The sequence below is a fragment of the Xanthomonas bonasiae genome (assembly GCF_017163705.1).
GTDB classification, from domain to species: Bacteria; Pseudomonadota; Gammaproteobacteria; order Xanthomonadales; family Xanthomonadaceae; genus Xanthomonas_A; species Xanthomonas_A bonasiae.
In genome coordinates, this window is sequence record NZ_JAFIWB010000002.1 from 48,631 (window position 1) to 69,389 (window position 20,759).

Consider the following 20,759-nt stretch of genomic DNA (forward strand, 5'->3'; position numbering starts at 1 on the left):
GAAACTGCGGCATATCCCCTCCCAAGGCGGCCGTTGCCCGTGCGGCGACTATAGCGAGGCGCTGCGAGCCCGCCGTGGCCAAGGCGATGAATACGTATGCAGATGCACGCGGTGCGCTGCGGCGCGTCTACCATGTCCGCAGCGCTTCTCGAAGAAGAGGCCGCGACCGCGGTGCCGGCATGCCGGTGCGGCGAACCCACAATGCAGGCAAAGAGGGAGGGAGGCCGACGGGCGCGAGCCGGTCCGCCGCTTCGATGCTGAAGATGATCTGCTTGGCCGCCACCTTGGGTGCTGCGGTGTCGGCGTCTGCGTGGCAGACGTCGTTGCAATGGCGCGGCCAGACCGCGCAGGCCGCGGCCACCGCCGACGGCGGCTTCGTGCTGCGTTCGGCGCAGGGCACGCGCACGCTGGCGGCGCAGCCGCTGCGCAGCGACACCGCCAGCCCGCTGTTCGATGCGCTGTTCGCGCTGGCGCAGCAGGAGTTGCGCGACGACCAGGTCGACGCGATCCGCGATCCTGCCTTCGACCACGGCAAGCCGCTGCCCTGCGACTGCTACCAGACCGGCGAACGCTGGCCCTACGTGTGGACCCGCGACGTCAGCTATGCCGCCGATCTGGCGCTGGCGCGGCTGGACCCGCAGCGCACGCGGCGCTCGCTGCGCTTCAAGCTGTCGGCGATGCGCGGTGCGGATGCGCTGCCGGGCCTGTTCGTGGCCCAGGACACCGGCTCCGGCGGCAGCTGGCCGGTGAGCAGCGACCGCGTGGTCTGGTTCCTGGCCGCGCGGCATCTGCTCGACGATGCGCAGTTCGCCGCCGACACCCGCGCCGCACTCGATGCGACCCTGGCGCAGGATCGCGCATTCGCGTTCGACCCGCGCATCGGCCTGTACCGCGGCGAGACCTCGTTCCTGGACTGGCGCGAGCAGACCTATCCGGCCTGGACCCGCAACGACGTGCGATTCATCGCCGAGTCGTTCGCGCTGTCCACCAATGTGCTGCACTACCAGGCGTTGCGCCTGGGGGAGCGGCTGGCGCGCGAGCACGGCGACACTGCGGCGGCGGCGCGCTATGCCGGTTGGGCGGATGCGCTGCAGCAGGCGATCGCGCAGCGCTTCTGGCGCGAGGACCGTGGCACCTACGTCAGCTATCTCGGCAGCGCTGCGCATCCGGTGGCCTACGAAAGCTATGACCTGCTGGGGCTGTCGCTGGCGGTGCTGGCCGACGTGCTGCCGCGCGAACGCGCACGCCAGGCGCTGGCGCGCTATCCGGCGGTCGAGGCCGGCAGCCCGGTGGTCTGGCCGCAGCAGCAGGACGTGCCGATCTACCACAATCGCGCGATCTGGCCATTCGTCAGCGCGTATGCGCTGCGCGCGGCGCGACATACCGACGACAGCGCGCGCATCGCCTTCGAAGTGCGCTCGCTGCTGCGCGGCGCCGCGCTGGCCGGCTCGAACATGGAGAACTACGAATTCCTGAGCCAGGCCGCACATGTGGACGATGGCCCGCTCAGCGGGCCGGTGGTCAATTCGCCGCGGCAGCTGTGGTCGGTGGCCGGCTACCTGGCGATGGTAATCGAAGGCGTGTTCGGGGTGGAGGACGACGGAACGGTGGCACCGAAGTTGCCGGTGGGCCTGGTGCCGATGTTGTTCGGCGAGCGCGACGAGATCGCGCTGCAGCTGCGCGAGCGGCGCATCGTGCTGCGGCGGCCTGCACAGCTGCATGGCGATCTGCTGGTGGCCGGCGACACGCGCACCCATGATGGCGTGACCACCGTGCAATTGGTCGCGCGCGACACGGCGAGCACGCCGGTGCCGCTGCTCGCCGCCGCTGATGCGTTCGCCCCGCTCGCGCCGCCAGCGCCGCGCGTCGAGCGCGATGCGCAGGGCTGGCGCGTCGCGGCGGCCGCCGACACGGTGCTGTACGTCGATGGACAGCGCCAGCCAGGCGCCGCCGACGGCGTGCGCCTGCCGTTGCGCGAGGACGTGCAGTGCCTGAGCCTGACCCGCCGCGATGCGCATTGGGAGTCGCTGCACAGCCCCACGGTCTGCATCGGCGACGTGGTCCGCCTGCGCGGACCCGACGACTGGCGTTGGACCGCGCCGCGCGATGGCGAGTACCGGCTGAGCCTGCGCTACGTCAACGCGCACGGCCCGATCAATACCGGCGTCACCGCCGCGGTGAAACTGCTGCAACTGCAATGCGGCGATGCCGCGCCGCAGCGCATGCCGGTGGTGATGCCGCACAGCGTCGGCGAACAGGAGTCCACTGCCGCCGTGTTCGCGCTCAAGGCCGGGCAGGCCTGCCGCATCCGCCTGGCGCCTGCGGCCAACATGAGCGCGTTGCAGCACTTCGCGCGCTATACCGGCGGCCAGGGCGGCGCCGACGGCGTGGTCAATGCGGCCGATGTCGCCGCGCTGCTGATCGCGCCGGCCGGCGCCGCGAAGGTGAGCCGATGAGGACCGCGCCGCGCACCAAGCCGGCGCTGTCGTTCTGGCAGATCTGGAACATGTGCTTCGGCTTCCTTGGCATCCAGTTCGGTTTCGCGCTGCAGAACGCCAATGCCAGCCGCATCTTCCAGACGCTGGGCGCGGACATGGAGCAGGTGCCGGGGCTGTGGATCGCCGCGCCGCTGACCGGGCTGATCGTGCAGCCGATCGTCGGCTATCTGTCCGACCGCACCTGGAACCGCTTCGGCCGGCGCCGCCCGTATTTCATGGTCGGCGCGCTGTTCACCACACTGGCGCTGCTGGTGATGCCGAACTCGCCGGCGCTGTGGGTGGCCGCCGGCACGCTGTGGATCCTGGATGCGTCGATCAACATCTCGATGGAGCCGTTCCGCGCCTTCGTCGGCGACCAGTTGCCGCAACGCCAGCGCGCCAGCGGCTATGCGATGCAGAGTTTCTTCATCGGCGTCGGCGCGGTGGTGGCGAGCATGCTGCCTTGGCTGTTGGCGCAGTGGGGCGTGAGCAATACCGCCGCGCCCGGCCACGTGCCGGCGACGGTGCGCTACGCGTTCTACCTCGGCGGCGCGGTGCTGTTCCTGTCCATCGGCTGGACCGTGCTGCGCACGCGCGAGTATCCGCCCGAAACGCTGCAGGAGTTCGACGACGCGCCGCCGTCGCACGCCGCCGAACACGCGACAGCCATGCCGCGTTCGGATGTCGCCGCGGCGATCTGGCTGCTGCTGGGCCTTGCCGGCGCGGCGGCGATCTTCTGGAGCCGCGGCGACCGCATGCTGTACGTGCTGGCCGGCCTGGTCGCCGGCTATGGACTGTTGCAATGGCTGGCGCCGCGACTGAGGCCGCACCACATGCTGGCGGCGATCATGCGCGACGTGCAGGCGATGCCGCAGGCGATGCGACGCCTGGCCTGGGTGCAGTTCTTCTCCTGGTTCGCGCTGTTCGCGATGTGGATCTACACCACCGCGGCGGTGACGCAGACGCACTACGGCGCCACCGACACCGCCTCGGCGGCGTACAACGACGGCGCAAACTGGGTGGGCGTGCTGTTCGGTGCGTACAACGGCTTCGCCGCGCTCGCCGCGATCGCCATTCCGCTGCTGGTGCGCGCGGTCGGCCTGCGCGTCAGCCATCTGCTCAACCTGTGCCTGGGTGCGATAGGGCTGCTGTCGTTCCTGTGGATCCGCGATCCGCAGTGGCTGCTGCTGTCGATGCTGGGCGTCGGCTTCGCCTGGGCCTCGATCCTGTCGCTGCCGTACGCCTTGCTGTCCGACAGCGTGCCGGCGGCGAAGATGGGCGTGTACATGGGCATCTTCAATTTCTTCATCGTGATCCCGCAGCTGGTCGCGGTCAGCGTGCTGGGTTTCGTGCTCACGCACTGGCTCGGCGGCCGGCCGCTGTACGCGCTGGGCATCGGCGGCGCCAGCCTGCTGCTGGCGGCGCTGTGCGTGCTGCGGGTTCCCGCCGAACACGGAGCGACGCAATGACGTATCGGATATCGCTGCTGGCGCTGGCCTTGTTGGGTGCCGTTGCGCCACCGGCGCGTGCGCAGGCAGCGGCGGAGTACTACGGCACGCTGGAACCGTTCGCCAGCGAGGCGGTGTATTTCGTGGTCACCGATCGCTTCGTCAACGGCGATCCCGGCAACGATCATCGCGACCAGGGCGGCGCGCACCGCACCTTCGACATCCCGCTGCCGGCGCCGCCGGGCGAGAGCGACAACATCGGCTACCTGGGCGGCGACTTCAAGGGCGTGGTCGACAACGCCGGCTATATCCGCGGGCTGGGCTTTGGCGCGGTGTGGATCACCCCGATCGTCGACAATCCGGACGAAGCGTTCACCGGCGGCAAGCCGATCAGTTGGGGCAGCAACCTGAGCGATCGCGGCAAGACCGGCTATCACGGCTATTGGGGCGTCAATTTCTACAAGCTGGACGAACACCTGCCCAGCCCGGGCCTGGATTTCGCCGGCTTCACCCAGGCGATGCATGCGCAGCGGCTGAAGGTGGTGCTGGACATCGTCGGCAACCATGGCTCGCCGGCGTACACGATGCCGAAGCGGCAACCGATGTTCGGCCAGGTGTTCGATCGCGACGGCAAGCTCGTCGCCGATCACCAGAACCTGCCGCCGGCCAGGCTGGATCCGGCGCACAACCCGCTGCATGCGTTCTACAACACCGGCGGCGGCCTGGCCGAGCTGTCGGATTTCAACGAGCGCAATCCGGCGGTGATGGAGTATCTGGTCGGCGCCTATTCGCAATGGCTGAGGCAGGGCGCGGACGCCTTCCGCATCGACACCATCGGCTGGATGCCGGACAGCTTCTGGCACGAGTTCGTGCGCCGCATCCGCGCGCAGCGGCCGGGCATGTTCATGTTCGGCGAGGCCTTCGACTACGACGCGCGCAAGATCGCCGGGCACACCTGGGCGCGCAACGCCGGGGTCAGCGTGCTGGATTTCCCGCTGAAGCAGGCGCTGTCCACGGTGTTCGGGCATGCGCGCGGCGGCTTCGAGCAATTGCAGGCGCCGCTGTACCTGGAGCGCGGCCCGTACGCCAACCCATACGAGTTGATGACCTTCTACGACAACCATGACATGGCGCGGCTGGACGCCAGCGACGCCGGCTTCATCGATGCGCACAACTGGCTGTTCACGGCGCGCGGCATCCCGGTGATCTATTACGGCTCGGAAACCGGCTTCATGCGCGGCCGCGCCGAGCATGCCGGCAACCGCAACTATTTCGGCCAGGCGCGGGTGGACGCGGCGCCGCAGAGCCCGATCTTCGCGCCGTTGCAGCGCATCGCGCTGCTGCGGCAACGCACGCCGGCGCTGCAGCGCGGGCTGCAGCTCGACCTGCGCCTGTCCGGCGACGAGGCGGTGTTCTATCGCGTGTTCCAGCATGCCGGCGGCACCCAGACCGCGCTGGTGCTGCTGAACAAGGGCGACGCGCCGAAGACGCTGGAAGTGCGCCGTTACCTGCAGCCGGGTACCTGGCGCGACGGCTTCGACGGCAGCGCGGTCGAGGTCGCGGACAGCTTGCGCGCCGAGGTGCCGGCGCACGGCGTGCGCGTGTTCCTGTCCGATGCGCCGATCGTTCGCTCGGATCTGCGCGCGCGGCTGGATTGGCTGATGGCGGCGAAGGACGGCGTGGAGCAGCCACTGTAGGAGCGGCTTCAGCCGCGACCGGGCGTCACCGGTAACGCCTGGTCGAGGCTGAAGCCGCTCCTACAAGACGCTGGCAGTGTTCACGCGACCGACGGCTGCGGCTCGGCCCACACGCTGTTCGGTTCGCCATGCCGGGCGCGGCGCGCGGTTGCGCGTGCCAGCGCGGCGAAGCCCACTGCCATCGCCACGGCCATGCCGTCGACCCAGAACAATGGCCATTGCCCGGCGGCGGCGCTGCTCCACATCCACCAGTCGCTGGCCAGGCCGTGCGCCAGCGGGATCGCCGCGGTCACCGCGGCGGCGGCCCACAACAGCTCGCGCGCGGCCTGCGCCGGCGCGCGCAGCGCCGCCCACAGCGCGCACAGCGCCCAGCTGCCGAAGCAGGTCCAGCGCATGCCGGCATCCACCGCGTCCGGCGCGATCCGTTCCAGCACCTGCACCGCGACGAATGCCGCCGAGATCGCCACGCACAGGCCGATGCACACGCCGACCGTGGCCCGCGCCATGTTGATCTGCGCGCGGCCTTGCTGCGCCTGGCGGCGCTTGCGCCGCGATTCGATCCACAGCAGGTTGCCCGAGTAGAACAGGAACGCACCGCCGATGCCGAGCAGGAAATACAGCCACGGCACCAGCGCATTGCCGTATTCGCCGAAATGCAGCGCATAGGCCGAGGTCAGCGTGGCATGGTTGGCGTCGCGGCGGCCGGGCAGCTGGGTGGCGATCACCTTGCCGCTGGCCGCGTCCAGCGCCACCGTCCCGGTCGGTCCCAGCGTGCCGGGCGACTCGCCGCTGATTTCCACCGTGGCGTTGCGGTCGCCGGCGTGCTGCAGCTTCATGTACACCGGCGCGAAATCGTGCAGTCCTTGCCGCCGCGCCTCGGCGACGGCACGCGCGCTCCAGTCGGCCAGCGTGCCCACCGGCGCCGGCGTGCCGCTGGCGCTGCGCACCGGCGCGGTGTCCATCGCCACCGGCACCGCGTCCTGCACCTTGCCGTCGAAGACCAGCGGATTCAGCGCCGCCATCAGGACCAGCGACAGGCACAATACCGCGCCGGTCACCGCGAACATCAGGTGCAGCGGCAGGCTCAGCACCCCGACCACGTTGTGCGCATCCAGCCAGAACTGCTTGAGATTGCGGCCCGGGCGCAGCGCGAACAGGTCCTTGAGCAGCTTCGGCAGATGGATGATCACCCCGGACACGATCGCCACCGCATACAGCAGGCTGACGATGCCCATCAGATAGACGCCGGCCACCGGCAGGCCCAGCGTGTAGTGCAATTCGTTGACCAGGGTGGCCAGACCCGCCTGCGGCAGTTCCGGCCCGCCCTCCAGGTCGTCGAGCGTGGCCATCTGCCACACGCCCTCGGCATCGGGCCAGTAGATCAGCGCCTTGGGAAATTCGCTGCTGGGGAACAGCATGCCGAGCATCGGCTTGGCTTGCGGATGCCGCGCCAACGTCGCGTCGAGCAGGCGCTGCGCATCGTCCATGGTCTGCACCGGCACCACCTGTTGCGATTGCCAGCGCGGCAGGTCGTGGTGAAACACGGTGATCGCGCCGGCATAGAAGGCGACGAACAAGGCGAAGCCGGCGACCAGGCCCATCCAGGTGTGCAGGGCGGTGAAGGTACGCAGCGTGGCGGCTTGCAGTTTCATGCGGATGTCCTCATTGCGCCCAGCCCAGTGCCTTCAGCGCCCACAGCAGGGCGAAGCCGGCCACTGCCAGCGCGCTCAACCAACTCCAGGCGCGGCGCCCGCTGGCGCAGCAATAGGCGCCGATCGCCACGCCCACCCACAGCGGCACGAACGCGATCAGCGCGGGGACCAGCGCCTGCTGCCACGGCCCCGGCGGCAGCCAGCAGACCAGGCCGGTCAGCGCGGCGGCCAGGAAGAAGCCGGGAATCAGCCCGGCAAGCCCGCGGCTCCACATCATCGCGGCCGGCTCCGTGTGGCATCGCCCGTCTCGCCGCGCAGGGCGCCGACGGTCGGTGCCAGCATCAGCGCCAGCATCCAGCTGGCGAGCATCGCGCACAGCCCGGCGCCGATGCCCAATTGGGCGATCCAGGCTGCCAGCGAGGCGCCGGCCAGCGCCAGGCCCAGCCCGTTGCCGAACCGGCGCAGGCGCCGCAGCGGTGCCAGGCGGCAGTTCGGCGAGCCGGAGTACAGCGCCAGCGCGGACAGCGCCGCGCATACGGCGGCCAGGACAATCCCGGCAATGGCGGTACTCATCGGGTGCCGCTCCATGCTGCCGATCGCGGCGGCCTGCCGCCTGCGGCGGCTGCCGGCGGGAGGGCGGAGGTCGGGTGGGAAGCGGGACGGGCAGGGGGCATCGGCATTCCAGGCGGCGGCGTGCAGCCGCGGCAATCCGCGGCACTCTCTCGCGGATGATAATCATTCTGCTTTCGTAAGGAAAACGCGGCGGATGCGCGTGGGCGTGTCTGCCCGGCGCGAATGGAGCGTCTGCGGCTGCGTCCGCGCGCCGGTGAGGGATCAGCTGCGCAGCGAGGAGCCGCGCAACGCCAGCGTCACCGGCAGGGTGCGGCTCTCGACCGGTCGGCCGGCGATCTGCGCCAGCAGGGTCTCGACCAGCACCGCGCCGGCCAGCTTGGTGTCCTGTTGCACGGTCGACAGCGCCGGCGCCACACAGGCGGCGATCGGGATGTCGTCGAAGCCGGCCAGGGCCACGTCCTCGGGCACGCGCAGGCCGTGTTCGCGCAATGCCTTCAGCGCGCCGATCGCGATCAGGTCGCTGGCGGCGAACACCGCGTCGAAGCGCTCCCCGCCGCGCAGCAGCGCCTGCGCCGCTTCGTAGCCGGACTGCTCGGTGGTGATCGCGTCCACCTGCAGGCCGGGCGCGAGCTCCGATCCGGCCGCATGCAGCGCCTGGGCATGGCCGCGGTAGCGCTCCAGGAACTCGGGGTAGTGGTTCGAGGCGTCGCCAAGGAACGCGATGCGCCGGCAGCCCTGTTGCAGCAGATGCGCGGTGATGTCGTGGCCGCCCTGGAAGTTGTCGCTGCCGATCGACACCCCCGGCTGCCCGGGCAGCACCGCGCCCCAGCGCACGAAGTGGGTGCCTTGCTCGACCAGATGCTGCAGCCGCTGCTGCGCCTGCAGATAGTCGCCATAGCCGAGCAGGATCAGGCCGTCGGCCTTCTGGCTGTCGCCGTAGTCGGCGCGCCAGTTGTCCGACAGCTGCTGGAACGACACCAGCAGGTCGTAGCCGTGGCGCGCGCAGGCGCGGGTGATCGAGCCCAGCATCGAGTGGAAGAACGGGTTGATCAGCGAGTCGTCGGTGGTCGGGTCCTCGAAGAACAGCAGCGCCAGCGTGCCGGCATTGCGCAGGCGCAGGCTGGAGGCGTGCTTGTCGACCTTGTAGTTCAGCTCGTTGGCGATCGCCAGGATCTTGCGCCGGGTCTGCTCGTTGACCGCCGGGCTGCCGCGCAGTGCGCGCGAGACGGTGGGCTGCGATACGCCCGCCAGGTAGGCGATATCGAGCGATGTGGCCTTGCCTTTGATGACGGGCGCTCGCAGTGCAGGGGAAACAGGCCGAAGCATGCCATGGCGTACGGGATAGCACTTGCTGCGGCGCAGCGTGGGGTGGGGCGCGGGGCACGGGACTCGGGACTCGGGACTCGGGACCGGGGGACGCGGAAGAGCGCAGCCCGTGCAGCTTCTTGCCCACCGCGCTGCAGGCCTTGACCGTCGATTGCCACGCACACCATCAACGCCAGCCAAGCGCCTTTCCGAGTCCCCGGTCCCGAGTCCCGCGCTTCCACCCCTTCAAATCCACAAACCACCCAAATGCGTTACCATTTGGTCTCTCTTCAATGCGGAACTACGGGTGGCCCGCGGCAACGCCGGCCGAGCGTGCGACATGAGCACTACCATCGCCCCAGCATGAAACCCCGTCCAAGGCTGTCCGAGCAGGCGCCCTTGTGGCGCCTTCTTTGTATCCCGCGCCTTGCGCCGCCGGCTTCCGGCGCGCCGCGGGAAACGCCCGACCCGCCTCGCTTTCCTTCTTGCCGACTCCCATGATCACGATCACGCTCCCCGACGGCAGCCGCCGCGAATTCGAACATCCCGTCAGCCCCATGGACGTGGCCCAGTCCATCGGCCCGGGCCTGGCCAAGGCGACCATCGCCGGCCAGGTCGACGGCCGCCTGGTCGATGCCTGCGACCTCATCGAGCACGACGCCAGCCTGCGCCTCATCACCGCCAAGGACGCCGAGGGCGTGGAGATCATCCGCCACTCCTGCGCGCACCTGGTCGGCCATGCGGTCAAGCAGCTGTATCCCGAGGTCAAGATGGTGATCGGCCCGGTCATCGCCGAGGGCTTCTACTACGACATCTACAGCGAGCGCCCGTTCACCCCCGAGGATATGGCGGCGATCGAGAAGCGCATGCAGGAGCTGATCGCGCAGGATTACGACGTGATCAAGAAGGTCACCCCGCGCGCCGAGGTGATCGAGCTGTTCCGCCAGCGCGGCGAGGACTACAAGCTGCGCCTGATCGAGGACATGGCCGACGTCACCGCGATGGGCCTGTACTACCACCAGGAATACGTGGACATGTGCCGCGGCCCGCACGTGCCCAACACGCGCTTCCTCAAGGCGTTCAAGCTGACCCGCATCTCCGGCGCCTACTGGCGCGGCGATGCCAAGAACGAGCAGCTGCAGCGCATCTACGGCACCGCCTGGGCCGACAAGAAGCAGCTGGATGCCTACATCCTGCGCATGGAGGAAGCGGACAAGCGCGACCATCGCAAGATCGGCAAGCAGCAGGGCCTGTTCCATCTGCAGGAGGAGGGCCCGGGCCTGGTGTTCTGGCATCCGAAGGGCTGGTCGATCTGGCAGGTGGTCGAGCAATACATGCGCCGCGTGTACCGCGACAGCGGCTACGGCGAGGTGCGCTGCCCGCAGATCCTGGACGTGTCGCTGTGGCAGAAGTCCGGCCACTGGGACAACTACCAGGACAACATGTTCTTCACCGAGTCGGAGAAGCGCACCTACGCGGTCAAGCCGATGAACTGTCCCGGCCACGTGCAGGTGTTCAACCAGGGCCTGCACAGCTACCGCGACCTGCCGATCCGCTACGGCGAGTTCGGCGCCTGTCACCGCAACGAGCCGTCCGGCGCGCTGCACGGCATCCTGCGCGTGCGCGGTTTCACCCAGGACGACGGCCACATCTTCTGCACCGAGCAGCAGATCGAGGCCGAGGTCACCGCGTTCCACCAGCAGGCGCTGAAGGTGTATGCCGACTTCGGGTTCGACGACATCCAGATCAAGATCGCGCTGCGCCCGGAAAAGCGCCTGGGCGACGACGCGACCTGGGACAAGGCCGAGGCCGCGCTGCGCGCCGCGCTCGGCGCCTGCGGCGTGGAATGGCAGGAGCTGCCGGGCGAGGGCGCGTTCTACGGCCCCAAGATCGAGTACCACCTGAAGGACGCGATCGGCCGCACCTGGCAGCTGGGCACGATGCAGGTCGACTTCATGATGCCCGGCCGCCTCGGCGCCGAGTACGTGGACGAGAACAGCCAGAAGCAGCACCCGGTCATGCTGCACCGGGCCATCGTCGGCTCGATGGAGCGGTTTATCGGCATCCTGATCGAACACCATGCCGGCGCGTTCCCGGCCTGGCTGTCGCCGGTGCAGGCAATGGTGATGAACATCACCGATGCCCAGGCCGACTATGTAGACAGCGTGCGGAAACTCCTTGCAAATCAAGGCTTCCGCATCGAGGCCGATTTGCGGAACGAAAAAATCGGCTATAAGATTCGCGAACACACGCTGCAGCGGGTGCCGTACCTGCTGGTGGCGGGCGACCGCGAGAAGGAAAACGGCGCCATTGCAGTCCGCACGCGATCGGGGGAGGATCTGGGAACCATGTCGGTTGCCGCCTTCGCCGAACGGCTGCGCGCCGAGCAACTGGCGTAAGACAACCCCGATGCGGGCGGAGCCTCCGCCCGCGTCGGTCCGATTCCCCTGGGAGATTGCAACATCAGTACCCCTGACAACAAACAGAACCGCAAGAACCAAGAGATCCGTGTCCCGCGCGTTCGCGTGATCGGCAAGGACGGCGAGATGGTCGGCGTGTTGACCCGCGACGAAGCGTTGGCGCTGGCCGAAGAGGATGGGCTCGACCTGGTCGAGATCCAGCCGCAGGCCGATCCGCCGGTCTGCAAGATCATGGACTTCGGCAAGTTCAAGTTCGAGCAGCAGAAGAAGGCGAACGAAGCCAAGAAGAAGACCAAGCAGGTCGAGATCAAGGAAATCAAGTTCCGTCCGGTCACGGACGAGGGCGATTACCAGATCAAGCTGCGCAACATGCGTCGCTTCCTCGAAGAGGGCGACAAGGTCAAGGTCAACATCCGTTTCCGTGGCCGCGAGATGAGCCACCAGGAACTCGGGCGCGAAATGGCGTCGCGGATCGAAGCCGACCTCGGCGAAGACATCGTCATCGAATCGCGTCCGCGCCTGGAAGGTCGGCAGATGGTGATGATGATCGCGCCGAAGAAGCGCTGACCAGCAGTTCAGGATCGCGCCCCCGCCCATGTGCGGGAGCGCGGCCGCTGCCGGGCGCCTGCTGGCGCCCTTCGTGTTTTCCGATCGTCGCTTGCTGCCGCCGCCTGGCGGTAGCGGCGCGTGGATGCGCGCTGTCCGGGGGCAAGTCGCCCGCCATGCGGTCCGGTACCCATGCAGGGCGGGGCCGGCATCCGTTCGAGGCAGCAGCGCACTGCGAGCGCGTCCCCGTCTGATGGCGCAAGCACCCGCGATGCCGCAGCCTTTTCGATTCCCGATTCCCGATTCCCGGCGCCCGGGAAATCCATGATTTGCAAGGCATTCCAAGCCCTGGCATAATGCGCGGCCCAGTACATCGGGTTTGCCGTCAACGCGGCAATAGGACCCGCCCTGATTCTTTGAGGATCAAGGGCTTACAAGCCGGTACGGGCACGGACGGAAAGCGTGGCGCAGCCACCGCCCTGACCAGTGACAAAACACCATCAAGGACATTGCAATGCCCAAGATCAAGACCAACCGGGCGGCGGCCAAGCGTTTCCGCAAGACCGCCTCCGGCAAGTACAAGTGCGGCCACGCCAACCGTAGCCATATCCTCACCAAGAAAGCGACCAAGCGGAAGCGCAACCTGCGGCAGACGAACCATGTTCGTGCCGAGGACGCTGGCCGTCTTGACCGTATGCTGCCTTACCTCTGAGGACTGAACCATGGCTCGAGTAAAACGTGGCGTCCAGGCACGCCGTCGTCACAAGAAAGTTCTGAACCTGGCCAAGGGCTACTACAACGCCCGTCGCAAGGTCTTCCGCGTCGCCAAGCAGGCGGTGATCAAGGCGCAGCAGTACGCCTACATCGGCCGCAAGCAGAAGAAGCGCGTGTTCCGTTCGCTGTGGATCACCCGCATCAACGCGGCGGCCCGCATCAATGGCCTGAGCTACAGCCGTTTCATGAACGGCCTGCTCAAGGCTGGCATCACCCTGGATCGCAAGGTGCTGGCGGACATCGCCGTGCACGACGCGCAGGGCTTTGCCGCCTTGGCTGAGAAGGCAAAGGGCGCGCTGGCGGCATAAGTGCGAGGCCCTCGCAGGAGCCCGCGCATCCATGTGCGGGTGTTCGGCGAGGGAGCCATCGCAGACATGCAGGGGAAGGGCGCGAGTCCTTCCCCTTTTTGCGTTTTGTGCATCCCGATCGCGGGATCGATCCTGTCGCGGGGTGTCTCCCGGGCGCAGGATCCGGGTCGGGATGGTCGGCTGAAGTGAGGCGCGAGTGCAATGAGTGAGATCGAATCCCTGAGCAGGCAGGCGCTGGCGGACATCGCCGCGGCGGCCAGTCCCGAAGCGCTGGAGCAGCTGCGTGTCGCGCTGCTGGGCAAGAGCGGCAGCATCACCGCGCAGCTGAAACAGCTCGGCGCGCTGCCGCCCGAGCAGCGCAAGCTGGCCGGCGAGGCGATCAACCAGGCGCGCGATGCGGTCTCCGCGGCGCTGGCCGAACGCCGCGCGTTGCTGGAAGGCGCGGCGCTGGATGCGCGCCTGGCCGCCGAGCGCATCGACGTGACCCTGCCGGGCCGGCGCGGCGAACGCGGCGGGCTGCATCCGGTCACGCGCACGCTGGAGCGCATCACCGAGATCTTCGCGCGGCTGGGCTACGAACTGTCCGACGGCCCGGAGATCGAGGACGACTGGCACAACTTCGAAGCGCTGAACTTTCCGCCGCACCATCCGGCGCGGGCGATGCACGACACCTTCTACTTCGGCGACGGGCGCCTGCTGCGCACCCATACCTCCGGCGTGCAGGTGCGCTACATGGGCGAGCACGCGCCGCCGCTGCGCATGATCGCCGCCGGCAAGGTCTACCGCAGCGACAGCGACCAGACCCATTCGCCGATGTTCCACCAGGTCGAAGGCCTGCTGGTCGACGAACATTCCACCTTCGCCGACCTCAAGGGCACCTTGTCCGAGTTCGTGCGCGCGTTCTTCGAGCGCGATTTCGAGATGCGTTTCCGCCCCAGCTATTTCCCGTTCGTCGAACCCGGCGCGGAAGTGGACATCGCCTGGCAGCAGCCCGACGGCAGCACCCGCTGGCTGGAAGTGCTCGGCTGCGGCATGGTCCATCCGAACGTGCTGCGCAGCGTCGGCATCGATCCGGAACGCTACACCGGCTTCGCCTTCGGCATGGGCGTGGAGCGCTTCGCGATGCTGCGCTACGGCGTCAACGACCTGCGCGCGTTCTTCGAGAACGATGTGCGGTTCCTTAGGCAGTTCGCCTGAGGCTGGGAGTCGGGAAACGGGAATCGGGAATCGGGAATGGGTAAAAGCAAGGCTGAAGCTCGTTTCCCGCATCTCCGTCCGTTCCAGTAAACCGCTCTTCCATTCCCCATTCCCCATTCTCGATTCCCGGCCCCTCAATGAAATTCAGCGAAAACTGGCTGCGCAGCCACGTCCCCACCCAGGCCACGCGCGATGAACTGGCCGCGACCCTGACCGCCATCGGTCTGGAGGTCGAAGAGGTCACGCCGCTCGGCGAATCGCTGCAGCAGGTGGTGGTGGCGCGCATCGTCGAAGCGGTGCGGCATCCGGAAGCCGATCGGCTGCAGGTGTGCCAGGTCGATGCCGGGCAGGGCGGCTTGCTGCAGATCGTCTGCGGCGCGCCGAACGCGCGCGCCGGGCTGGTCGCGCCGCTGGCGCTGGTCGGCGCCCAGGTCGGCGGCATCGCGATCAAGGCGGCCAAGCTGCGCGGCGTGGAGTCCAACGGCATGTTGTGCTCGGCCAAGGAGCTGGGCCTGGACAGCGATGCGTCGGGCCTGTTCGAACTGCCCGACGACGCGCCGATCGGCCAGGCGCTGGCCGAGTACCTGGGCCTGCCCGACGCCAGCATCGAGATCAAGCTGACCCCGAACCGCGCCGATTGCTTCGGCGTGCGCGGCATCGCCTACGACGTGGCCGCGGCCTGCGCCAGCGAAGTGCTGCCGTTCGCGGCCGAGCCGGTCGCCGTCGCCAGCGAGCGCCACCTCGAGGTGCGCCTGCAGGCGGGCGGCGATGCGCCGCGCTACTGCGGCCGCGTCGTCGAGGATATCGACCCGGCGGCGAAGACGCCGCTGTGGATGGCCGAACGCCTGCGCCGCAGCGGCGTGCGCCCGGTGTCGCTGCTGGTCGATATCACCCAGTACGTGATGCTGGAACTGGGGCAGCCGATGCATGCCTTCGACCTGGAGACGCTGCGCGGCCCGGTCGGCGTGCGCCGCGCGCGTGCCGGGGAAACGCTGAAATTGCTCGACGGCCGCGACGCGACGCTCGACGACAGCTTCCTGGCCGTCACCGACGGCGACCGCGTGGTCGCGCTGGCTGGCTTGATGGGCGGCCACGACACCCGCGTCACCGATGCGACCCGGCATGTGTTCCTGGAGGCCGCGCACTTCGCGCCGGCGGCGATCATGGGCCGCGGCCGCAAGGTCGGCCTGCACACCGATGCCGGCCACCGTTTCGAGCGCGGCGTGGATCCGGCGCTGCCGCGGCCGGCGCTGGAACTGGCGACGCGGCTGGTGCTGGAACTGGCCGGCGGCCGCGCCGGCCCGGTGGTGGAGGCCGAGCTGCGCGAGCACCTGCCGACGCCGGCGCCGATCACGCTGCGCCGCGCGCGCATCGTGCGCGTGCTCGGCATCGAGATCGTCGACGCCGACGTCGAGCGCATCCTGCGCGCGCTGGGCATGGAGGTCGTCGCAACCGGCAATGGCTGGCAGGTCACCGCGCCCAGCCGCCGCTTCGATATCGCCCTGGAAGAAGACCTGATCGAGGAGCTGGCGCGCATCCACGGCTACGACCGCTTGCCGACCACGCTGCCGGGCGGCGCCTCGCGCATTGCCATGGGCAGCGAGACGCAACTGGACGAATTGAGCGTGCGCCGCCAGTTGGTCGCGCGCGAGATGCTGGAAACCATCAACTACGCCTTCGTCGATGCGGCCCTGCTCGACCAGTGGGGCCTGGACGCCGGACGCGTGGCGCTGGCTAATCCGCTCAGCGCCGAACTGGCGGTGATGCGTCCGTCGCTGTTGCCGGGGCTGGTCGCGGCGCTGGGCCGCAACGTCGCCCGCCAGGCCGGGCGGGTGCGCCTGTTCGAGCTGGGCAAGGTATTCGCGGCCGCGGCGACGGCCGGCGCCGCGCCGGCGGAGACGCAGCGCGTGGCGGCCGCGGTGTGCGGCGATGCCGATGCGCTGCAGTGGGGCCTGCCGGCACGCAAGGTCGACTTCCACGACCTGAAGGGCGACCTGGACGCGCTGGCCAGTGCCGCCGGCGCGCGCCTGGACTACCGTCCGTCGGCGCTGCCGTTCGCGCATCCGACCCGTGCGGCCGACGTGTACCGCGATGGCGCGCGGATCGGCTGGATCGGCCAGTTGCATCCGCGCCTGTTGCAGGCCATGCAGATCGACGTGGAGGTGCTCGGCTTCGAGCTGGATCTGGCGCCGCTGGCGGCGCGTGCGCTGCCGCGTGCCGCCGAGCTGTCGCGGTTCCCGTCGGTGCGCCGCGACCTGGCCTTCCTGGTGCCCGAGGCGGTGGCCTGGTCGGCGCTGGCGAGCAGCGTGCGCGGCGCGGTCGGGCCGCTGCTGCGCGACGTGGTGCTGTTCGATCGCTACGTCGGGCCGGGGGTCGAGGCGGGTTTCAAGAGTCTCGCTATGGGCTTGATTTTGCAGGACAACTCGCGCACTCTGACGGATCGCGATGTGGATGCCGTGGTCGCCGATGCGGTGGCGGCGCTGGCGCGCGAACACGATGCGCGGATTCGCGGCTGAGACGTAGGGGATAGCAGGGCAATGGCGTTGACCAAAGCGGAAATGGCCGAACGGTTGTTCGACGAAGTCGGGCTGAACAAGCGCGAGGCCAAGGAATTCGTCGATGCTTTCTTCGATGTGCTGCGCGATGCGCTGGAGCAGGGACGGCAGGTGAAGCTGTCCGGTTTCGGCAACTTCGATCTGCGCCGCAAGAACCAACGGCCCGGTCGCAATCCCAAGACCGGCGAAGAAATCCCGATCTCGGCGCGGACGGTGGTGACCTTCCGCCCGGGACAGAAGCTCAAGGAGCGAGTGGAGGCTTATGCTGGACCCGGGCAGTAACCGCGAACTTCCGCCGATTCCGGCCAAGCGCTACTTCACCATCGGTGAGGTCAGCGAGCTGTGCGACGTCAAACCGCACGTGCTGCGCTACTGGGAAACCGAATTCCCCAGCCTGGAACCGGTCAAGCGCCGCGGCAACCGCCGCTACTACCAGCGCCACGACGTGCTGATGGTGCGGCAGATCCGCAGCCTGCTGTACGAACAGGGCTATACGATCGGCGGCGCGCGTCTGCGCCTGGAAGGCGAGGGCGCGCGGCAGGAGTCGGCGCTGAGCAACCAGATCATCAAGCAGGTGCGGCAGGAACTGGAAGAAGTGCTGCAGTTGCTGCGGCGCTGAGCGGCAACCGCGCGACCGGCTAGGAATGGCCGCGCCAATCCCGCTATAATCGCCAGCTCGCCGCGAGGCGGGACCGCCGCAACGGCGGAGTTTTTACCGGGGTATAGCGCAGCCTGGTAGCGCACTAGTCTGGGGGACTAGTGGTCGTCGGTTCGAATCCGGCTACCCCGACCATCTTCGAAGGCCCATGTCAGCGACATGGGCCTTTTTCGTTTTGCGGGGGTGGGCCGTCCGGGCCGCCACAAACATGCAGCCGGCGTAACCGGCGATCGGCAGGCAGTCGCCGCAGTGCTCGCCCCGCGGCGGACGCTGGTGGCGCGCGCCACTGGTGCCGTCCCGTCGCGGATCGGCTGCAGGACCGTTCGGACGAGGGTGTAGACAAACGCGCTCGGGTCGATGCGATGCCTGCTGCGGCCGCCGCGGGACCTGCGACGACCGGGACGGAAATCCGGTAGCGAACTGCGGACGAGGACCGTCAACGCCTTGACATGCGTCACGTTAACGTCGTGTATTTTGCGACGTGGCTTCGTTGAACATGCTGAATATTCGGACATGTACTTGAATCCACGCGGTATAGCGTCAAAAAAATGCCGCAAGATGTCTTGGTGAGGGCGGGTAGCTGTGCCATAGTGCACTGCAACACGAGGCTTCGCTGTTGGCCTGGGCGGTCGTCCCAGGCAGGAAATGACACTGCAATCGTCTTACCCGACCGGTGATGGAGCGCTGGCCGGATAGAGGAGTGCGGCGTTCCCAAAACCACTCGACAGAGGGCGTCTGCATCGCGCATGGGTAAACTCTCCGGTACGTTCAACTGGGCATTGTGTCTGGCCCTTTCTTGTCTGGTCTTCCTGACCGGGTGCAGCAGCACCGGGCCGAAGATGCTGACGGAATTGCCGGCAGGCGATCCGCTGGCCGCCTCCATGGGGCAGCCGGAGTACCTGCTCGGCCCCGGCGACCTGCTGACGGTCAAGGTGTTCCAGGTGGACGACCTGGAGCGCCAGGTGCGGGTCGACAACGAGGGCCGCATCTCGCTGCCGCTGGTCGGCGACATCAAGGCCGCCGGACTCAGCGTCAACGCATTGCAGAAGGACATCACCCAACGCTACCGCAACGGCTATCTGCAGAACCCGCAGGTGTCGGTGCTGGTCGACGAGTTCACCGGCAACCGGGTGACCGTCACCGGCGCGGTGGGCGAGCCGGGCATCTACCCGATCGCCGGTTCGGCGCTGACCCTGCAGCAGGCGCTGTCGCTGGGCAAGGGCGTCAGCGACGTGGCCAGCCGCGGCAACGTGGTGGTGTTCCGCAACGTCGGCGGGCAGAAGATGCTGGCCCGTTTCGATCTGCGCGATATCCAGAAGGGCGTCTCGCCGGATCCTGAAATCTACGGCGGCGACATCGTCGTGGTGTACCGCTCCGATGCGCTCGTCGTGCTGCGCACGATGGTGCAGCTGACCCCGTTCGTCATGGTCTGGCGGGCATACCGATGAGTTCCTCGAGCATGCATGCCCGCACCTCCTCGGCGCCGCTGAGCCCGGCCGACATCAGCCTGCTGGACTACTGGAACGCCCTGTACCGGCAGCGCTGGCTGATCGTTGGCCTGACCGTGGCGGTCGTCGCGCTGGCGCTGCTGGTAACGTTATTGATGACGCCCAAGTACCGCGCCACCAGCGTGCTGCAGATCGAGCGCGAGTCCTTGAACGTCACCAACGTGGCCAACCTGATGCCGGTGGAATCGCCGCAGGATCGCGATTTCTACCAGACCCAGTACGAGCTGCTCGGCAGCCGTTCGCTGGCCCGCGCGGTGATCCGCGAGGCGCGGCTGACCCAGGACCCGACGTTCAAGCCGCTGGTCGACGAGGCGCTGGAGAAGCTGCAGGGCAATGGCGATGGCCGTGCCCCGTCGCCGGAGGCGCGCGCCGCCGCCGCCGAAAATGCGCTGGTCGGCCCGGTGCTGGACGCGTTGACGATCGAGCCGGTGCGCGATTCGCGGCTGGTGCGGATCAATTTCGATTCGCCCGACCGGGTGCTGGCCACGCGCGTGGCCAACACCTACGCCAAGATGTTCATCGCCTCGACCCAGGAGCGGCGCCTGCAGGCGTCCTCGTTCGCCGCCAAGTACCTGTCCGAGCGGCTGGAGCAGCTGCGCGACAAGGTGGAAGAGTCGGAGAAGAACGCGGTCGACTACTCCAGCAAGGAGCAGATCGTGTCGCTGGGCGACGACAAGCCGTCGCTGCCGACGCAGAACATGAGCGAGTTGAACGTGCGCCTGGCCGCCGCGCAGGATGCGCGGATCAAGGCCGAGTCGGCCTGGCGCCAGGCCGGGATCGGCGACGGCATGGGCCTGCCGCAGGTGATCAGCAGCCCGCTGATCCAGAGCCTGCGCGCCGAGCAGGCCAAGCTGGCGGCCGACTACCAGCAGAAGCTGGCCACCTTCCAGCCGGGCTACCCGGAGATGCAGCGCCTGCAGAACCAGATCGCCGAGACCAAGCGCCAGATCGGCAACGAGATCGCCAACATCCGCAGCGGGCTGAAGAACGATTACGAAGCGGCGCGGCAGCAGGAGACGCTGTTGTCCGAACGCATCTCCAGCCTGAAGAACGACGAGCTGGATCTGCAGACCCGCAGCATCCGTTACAACATGCTGCGGCGCGAAGCCGACACCAACCGCCAGCTCTACGACGCGCTGCTGCAGCGCTACAAGGAGATCGGCGTGGCCGGCAACGTGGGCACCAACAACGTGTCGATCGTCGACCGCGCCGACGTGCCGGGCAAGCCGAGTTCGCCGAAGACCTTGCTGAACCTGGCGCTGGCGTTCGTGTTCGGCCTGTTCTCGGCGATCGCCATCGCCCTGATCCGCTACTTCCTGCGCGAAGCGCAGGCGGCGGCAGCGGCATGAAGCGCGCGGCGCGACGCCTGCTGCGATGCGCCGTGACCGCGGTCGCGACCGATGCGACGACGCAGGCACATCGTCATGTTTCCTACGCAAATTCTTCAGTGAGGTGATACGTGGTTCAGCTAAGTACAGAGGTGTTCCATTATTTTCCTGACCGGTTGTACGCAGTCGCGGTTCTGTTGAAATAAACATGGGCTGCCGTGGACCTGGGGTCGGTGAGGAAGGCACCGCAGCGGTCCACTGGCAGATGAGATCGAGGCTCGCATACGTCGCATGTTCCCCCGCATGCCACCGA

General features: G+C 68.2%; 17 protein-coding genes and 1 tRNA gene. 14 read left to right on the forward strand and 4 right to left on the reverse strand.

Going from position 1 to position 20,759, the window contains the following annotated elements; genetic code table 11:
• The first annotated feature begins 254 nt into the window (after positions 1-254).
• Genes JR064_RS02905 through JR064_RS02915 form a run of 3 tightly spaced genes read left to right on the forward strand, consistent with a single transcriptional unit; the run spans position 255 to position 5,622 of the window.
• Positions 255-2,456, forward strand: coding sequence for an alpha-L-rhamnosidase-related protein (locus tag JR064_RS02905; RefSeq protein WP_206228772.1), 2,202 nt, complete (start codon positions 255-257; stop codon positions 2,454-2,456).
• A complete protein-coding gene (locus JR064_RS02910; RefSeq protein WP_206228773.1) occupies positions 2,453-3,946 on the forward strand; it encodes an MFS transporter in 1,494 nt (497 codons plus the stop codon). The genes JR064_RS02905 and JR064_RS02910 overlap by 4 nt, the downstream gene beginning before the upstream one ends.
• On the forward strand, positions 3,943-5,622 hold the full coding sequence (locus JR064_RS02915; protein WP_241092829.1) for an alpha-amylase family glycosyl hydrolase: 1,680 nt from the start codon (positions 3,943-3,945) through the stop codon (positions 5,620-5,622). The genes JR064_RS02910 and JR064_RS02915 overlap by 4 nt, the downstream gene beginning before the upstream one ends.
• Before the next feature lie 80 nt (positions 5,623-5,702).
• On the opposite strand, the gene JR064_RS02920 is transcribed toward JR064_RS02915, so the two are convergent.
• The 4 genes from JR064_RS02920 to JR064_RS02935 form a co-directional block, all read right to left on the reverse strand.
• Positions 5,703-7,274, reverse strand: coding sequence for a PepSY-associated TM helix domain-containing protein (locus JR064_RS02920; protein WP_206228774.1), 1,572 nt, complete (start codon positions 7,272-7,274; stop codon positions 5,703-5,705).
• 10 nt (positions 7,275-7,284) lie between these two features.
• Positions 7,285-7,548, reverse strand: coding sequence for a hypothetical protein (locus JR064_RS02925; protein ID WP_179565676.1), 264 nt, complete (start codon positions 7,546-7,548; stop codon positions 7,285-7,287).
• Complete coding sequence (locus JR064_RS02930) at positions 7,548-7,847, reverse strand: hypothetical protein (protein ID WP_206228775.1); 300 nt, start codon at positions 7,845-7,847, stop codon at positions 7,548-7,550. Before JR064_RS02930 ends, JR064_RS02925 begins: the two co-directional genes overlap by 1 nt.
• A gap of 261 nt (positions 7,848-8,108) precedes the next feature.
• Entirely contained in the window at positions 8,109-9,173 is a 1,065-nt protein-coding gene (locus tag JR064_RS02935; protein WP_191823972.1) for a LacI family DNA-binding transcriptional regulator, read from the reverse strand.
• Positions 9,174-9,649: 476 nt separating this feature from the next.
• On the opposite strand from JR064_RS02935, the gene thrS reads away from it, so the two are divergent.
• The 11 genes from thrS to JR064_RS02990 all read left to right on the forward strand — a co-directional run bounded on the left by thrS (position 9,650) and on the right by JR064_RS02990 (position 20,467).
• On the forward strand, positions 9,650-11,551 hold the full coding sequence (thrS, locus tag JR064_RS02940) for a threonine--tRNA ligase (RefSeq protein ID WP_206228776.1): 1,902 nt from the start codon (positions 9,650-9,652) through the stop codon (positions 11,549-11,551).
• A gap of 48 nt (positions 11,552-11,599) precedes the next feature.
• Positions 11,600-12,139 (forward strand): translation initiation factor IF-3, encoded by a 540-nt coding sequence (gene infC, locus JR064_RS02945; RefSeq protein WP_080601535.1) that lies wholly within the window; start codon positions 11,600-11,602, stop codon positions 12,137-12,139.
• 493 nt (positions 12,140-12,632) lie between these two features.
• The gene (gene rpmI, locus JR064_RS02950; RefSeq protein WP_002811096.1) at positions 12,633-12,830 is read left to right on the forward strand and encodes a 50S ribosomal protein L35; all 198 of its coding nucleotides are present in this window, start codon (positions 12,633-12,635) and stop codon (positions 12,828-12,830) included.
• 10 nt (positions 12,831-12,840) lie between these two features.
• Positions 12,841-13,200 carry a 50S ribosomal protein L20 gene (rplT, locus tag JR064_RS02955; protein WP_003466653.1) on the forward strand — a complete coding sequence of 120 codons (360 nt, stop codon included), beginning with the start codon at positions 12,841-12,843 and terminating at the stop codon, positions 13,198-13,200.
• 201 nt (positions 13,201-13,401) lie between these two features.
• Complete coding sequence (gene pheS / locus JR064_RS02960; RefSeq protein WP_206228777.1) at positions 13,402-14,397, forward strand: phenylalanine--tRNA ligase subunit alpha; 996 nt, start codon at positions 13,402-13,404, stop codon at positions 14,395-14,397.
• A 137-nt stretch (positions 14,398-14,534) separates the two neighbouring features.
• Positions 14,535-16,913: a phenylalanine--tRNA ligase subunit beta gene (gene pheT / locus JR064_RS02965; protein ID WP_206228778.1), complete on the forward strand. Its 2,379-nt coding sequence runs from the start codon at positions 14,535-14,537 to the stop codon at positions 16,911-16,913.
• A gap of 21 nt (positions 16,914-16,934) precedes the next feature.
• Positions 16,935-17,234 (forward strand): integration host factor subunit alpha, encoded by a 300-nt coding sequence (locus JR064_RS02970; protein WP_003466661.1) that lies wholly within the window; start codon positions 16,935-16,937, stop codon positions 17,232-17,234.
• Positions 17,215-17,571, forward strand: a complete 357-nt coding sequence (locus JR064_RS02975) for a MerR family transcriptional regulator (protein WP_009597860.1) — start codon at positions 17,215-17,217, stop codon at positions 17,569-17,571. Before JR064_RS02970 ends, JR064_RS02975 begins: the two co-directional genes overlap by 20 nt.
• Positions 17,572-17,668: 97 nt before the next feature.
• Positions 17,669-17,745, forward strand: a tRNA-Pro gene (locus tag JR064_RS02980).
• Between the two features lie 611 nt (positions 17,746-18,356).
• Complete coding sequence (locus tag JR064_RS02985) at positions 18,357-19,058, forward strand: polysaccharide biosynthesis/export family protein (RefSeq protein ID WP_206228779.1); 702 nt, start codon at positions 18,357-18,359, stop codon at positions 19,056-19,058.
• A complete protein-coding gene (locus JR064_RS02990; RefSeq protein WP_206228940.1) occupies positions 19,040-20,467 on the forward strand; it encodes a GumC family protein in 1,428 nt (475 codons plus the stop codon). The genes JR064_RS02985 and JR064_RS02990 overlap by 19 nt, the downstream gene beginning before the upstream one ends.
• Positions 20,468-20,759 lie beyond the last annotated feature (292 nt).

Bases quoted from the DNA above. Each gene is read 5' to 3' on its own strand.
- pheT (WP_206228778.1), top strand. From the start codon at position 14,535: ATGAAATTCAGCGAAAACTGGCTGCGCAGCCACGTCCCCACCCAGGCC.
- JR064_RS02930 (WP_206228775.1), bottom strand. From the start codon at position 7,847: ATGAGTACCGCCATTGCCGGGATTGTCCTGGCCGCCGTATGCGCGGCG.
- JR064_RS02905 (WP_206228772.1), top strand. From the start codon at position 255: ATGCTGAAGATGATCTGCTTGGCCGCCACCTTGGGTGCTGCGGTGTCG.
- thrS (WP_206228776.1), top strand. From the start codon at position 9,650: ATGATCACGATCACGCTCCCCGACGGCAGCCGCCGCGAATTCGAACAT.
- JR064_RS02920 (WP_206228774.1), bottom strand. From the start codon at position 7,274: ATGAAACTGCAAGCCGCCACGCTGCGTACCTTCACCGCCCTGCACACC.
- pheS (WP_206228777.1), top strand. From the start codon at position 13,402: ATGAGTGAGATCGAATCCCTGAGCAGGCAGGCGCTGGCGGACATCGCC.
- JR064_RS02985 (WP_206228779.1), top strand. From the start codon at position 18,357: ATGGGTAAACTCTCCGGTACGTTCAACTGGGCATTGTGTCTGGCCCTT.
- JR064_RS02970 (WP_003466661.1), top strand. From the start codon at position 16,935: ATGGCGTTGACCAAAGCGGAAATGGCCGAACGGTTGTTCGACGAAGTC.
- JR064_RS02935 (WP_191823972.1), bottom strand. From the start codon at position 9,173: ATGCTTCGGCCTGTTTCCCCTGCACTGCGAGCGCCCGTCATCAAAGGC.
- JR064_RS02910 (WP_206228773.1), top strand. From the start codon at position 2,453: ATGAGGACCGCGCCGCGCACCAAGCCGGCGCTGTCGTTCTGGCAGATC.
- JR064_RS02975 (WP_009597860.1), top strand. From the start codon at position 17,215: ATGCTGGACCCGGGCAGTAACCGCGAACTTCCGCCGATTCCGGCCAAG.
- rplT (WP_003466653.1), top strand. From the start codon at position 12,841: ATGGCTCGAGTAAAACGTGGCGTCCAGGCACGCCGTCGTCACAAGAAA.
- JR064_RS02915 (WP_241092829.1), top strand. From the start codon at position 3,943: ATGACGTATCGGATATCGCTGCTGGCGCTGGCCTTGTTGGGTGCCGTT.
- rpmI (WP_002811096.1), top strand. From the start codon at position 12,633: ATGCCCAAGATCAAGACCAACCGGGCGGCGGCCAAGCGTTTCCGCAAG.
- JR064_RS02925 (WP_179565676.1), bottom strand. From the start codon at position 7,548: ATGTGGAGCCGCGGGCTTGCCGGGCTGATTCCCGGCTTCTTCCTGGCC.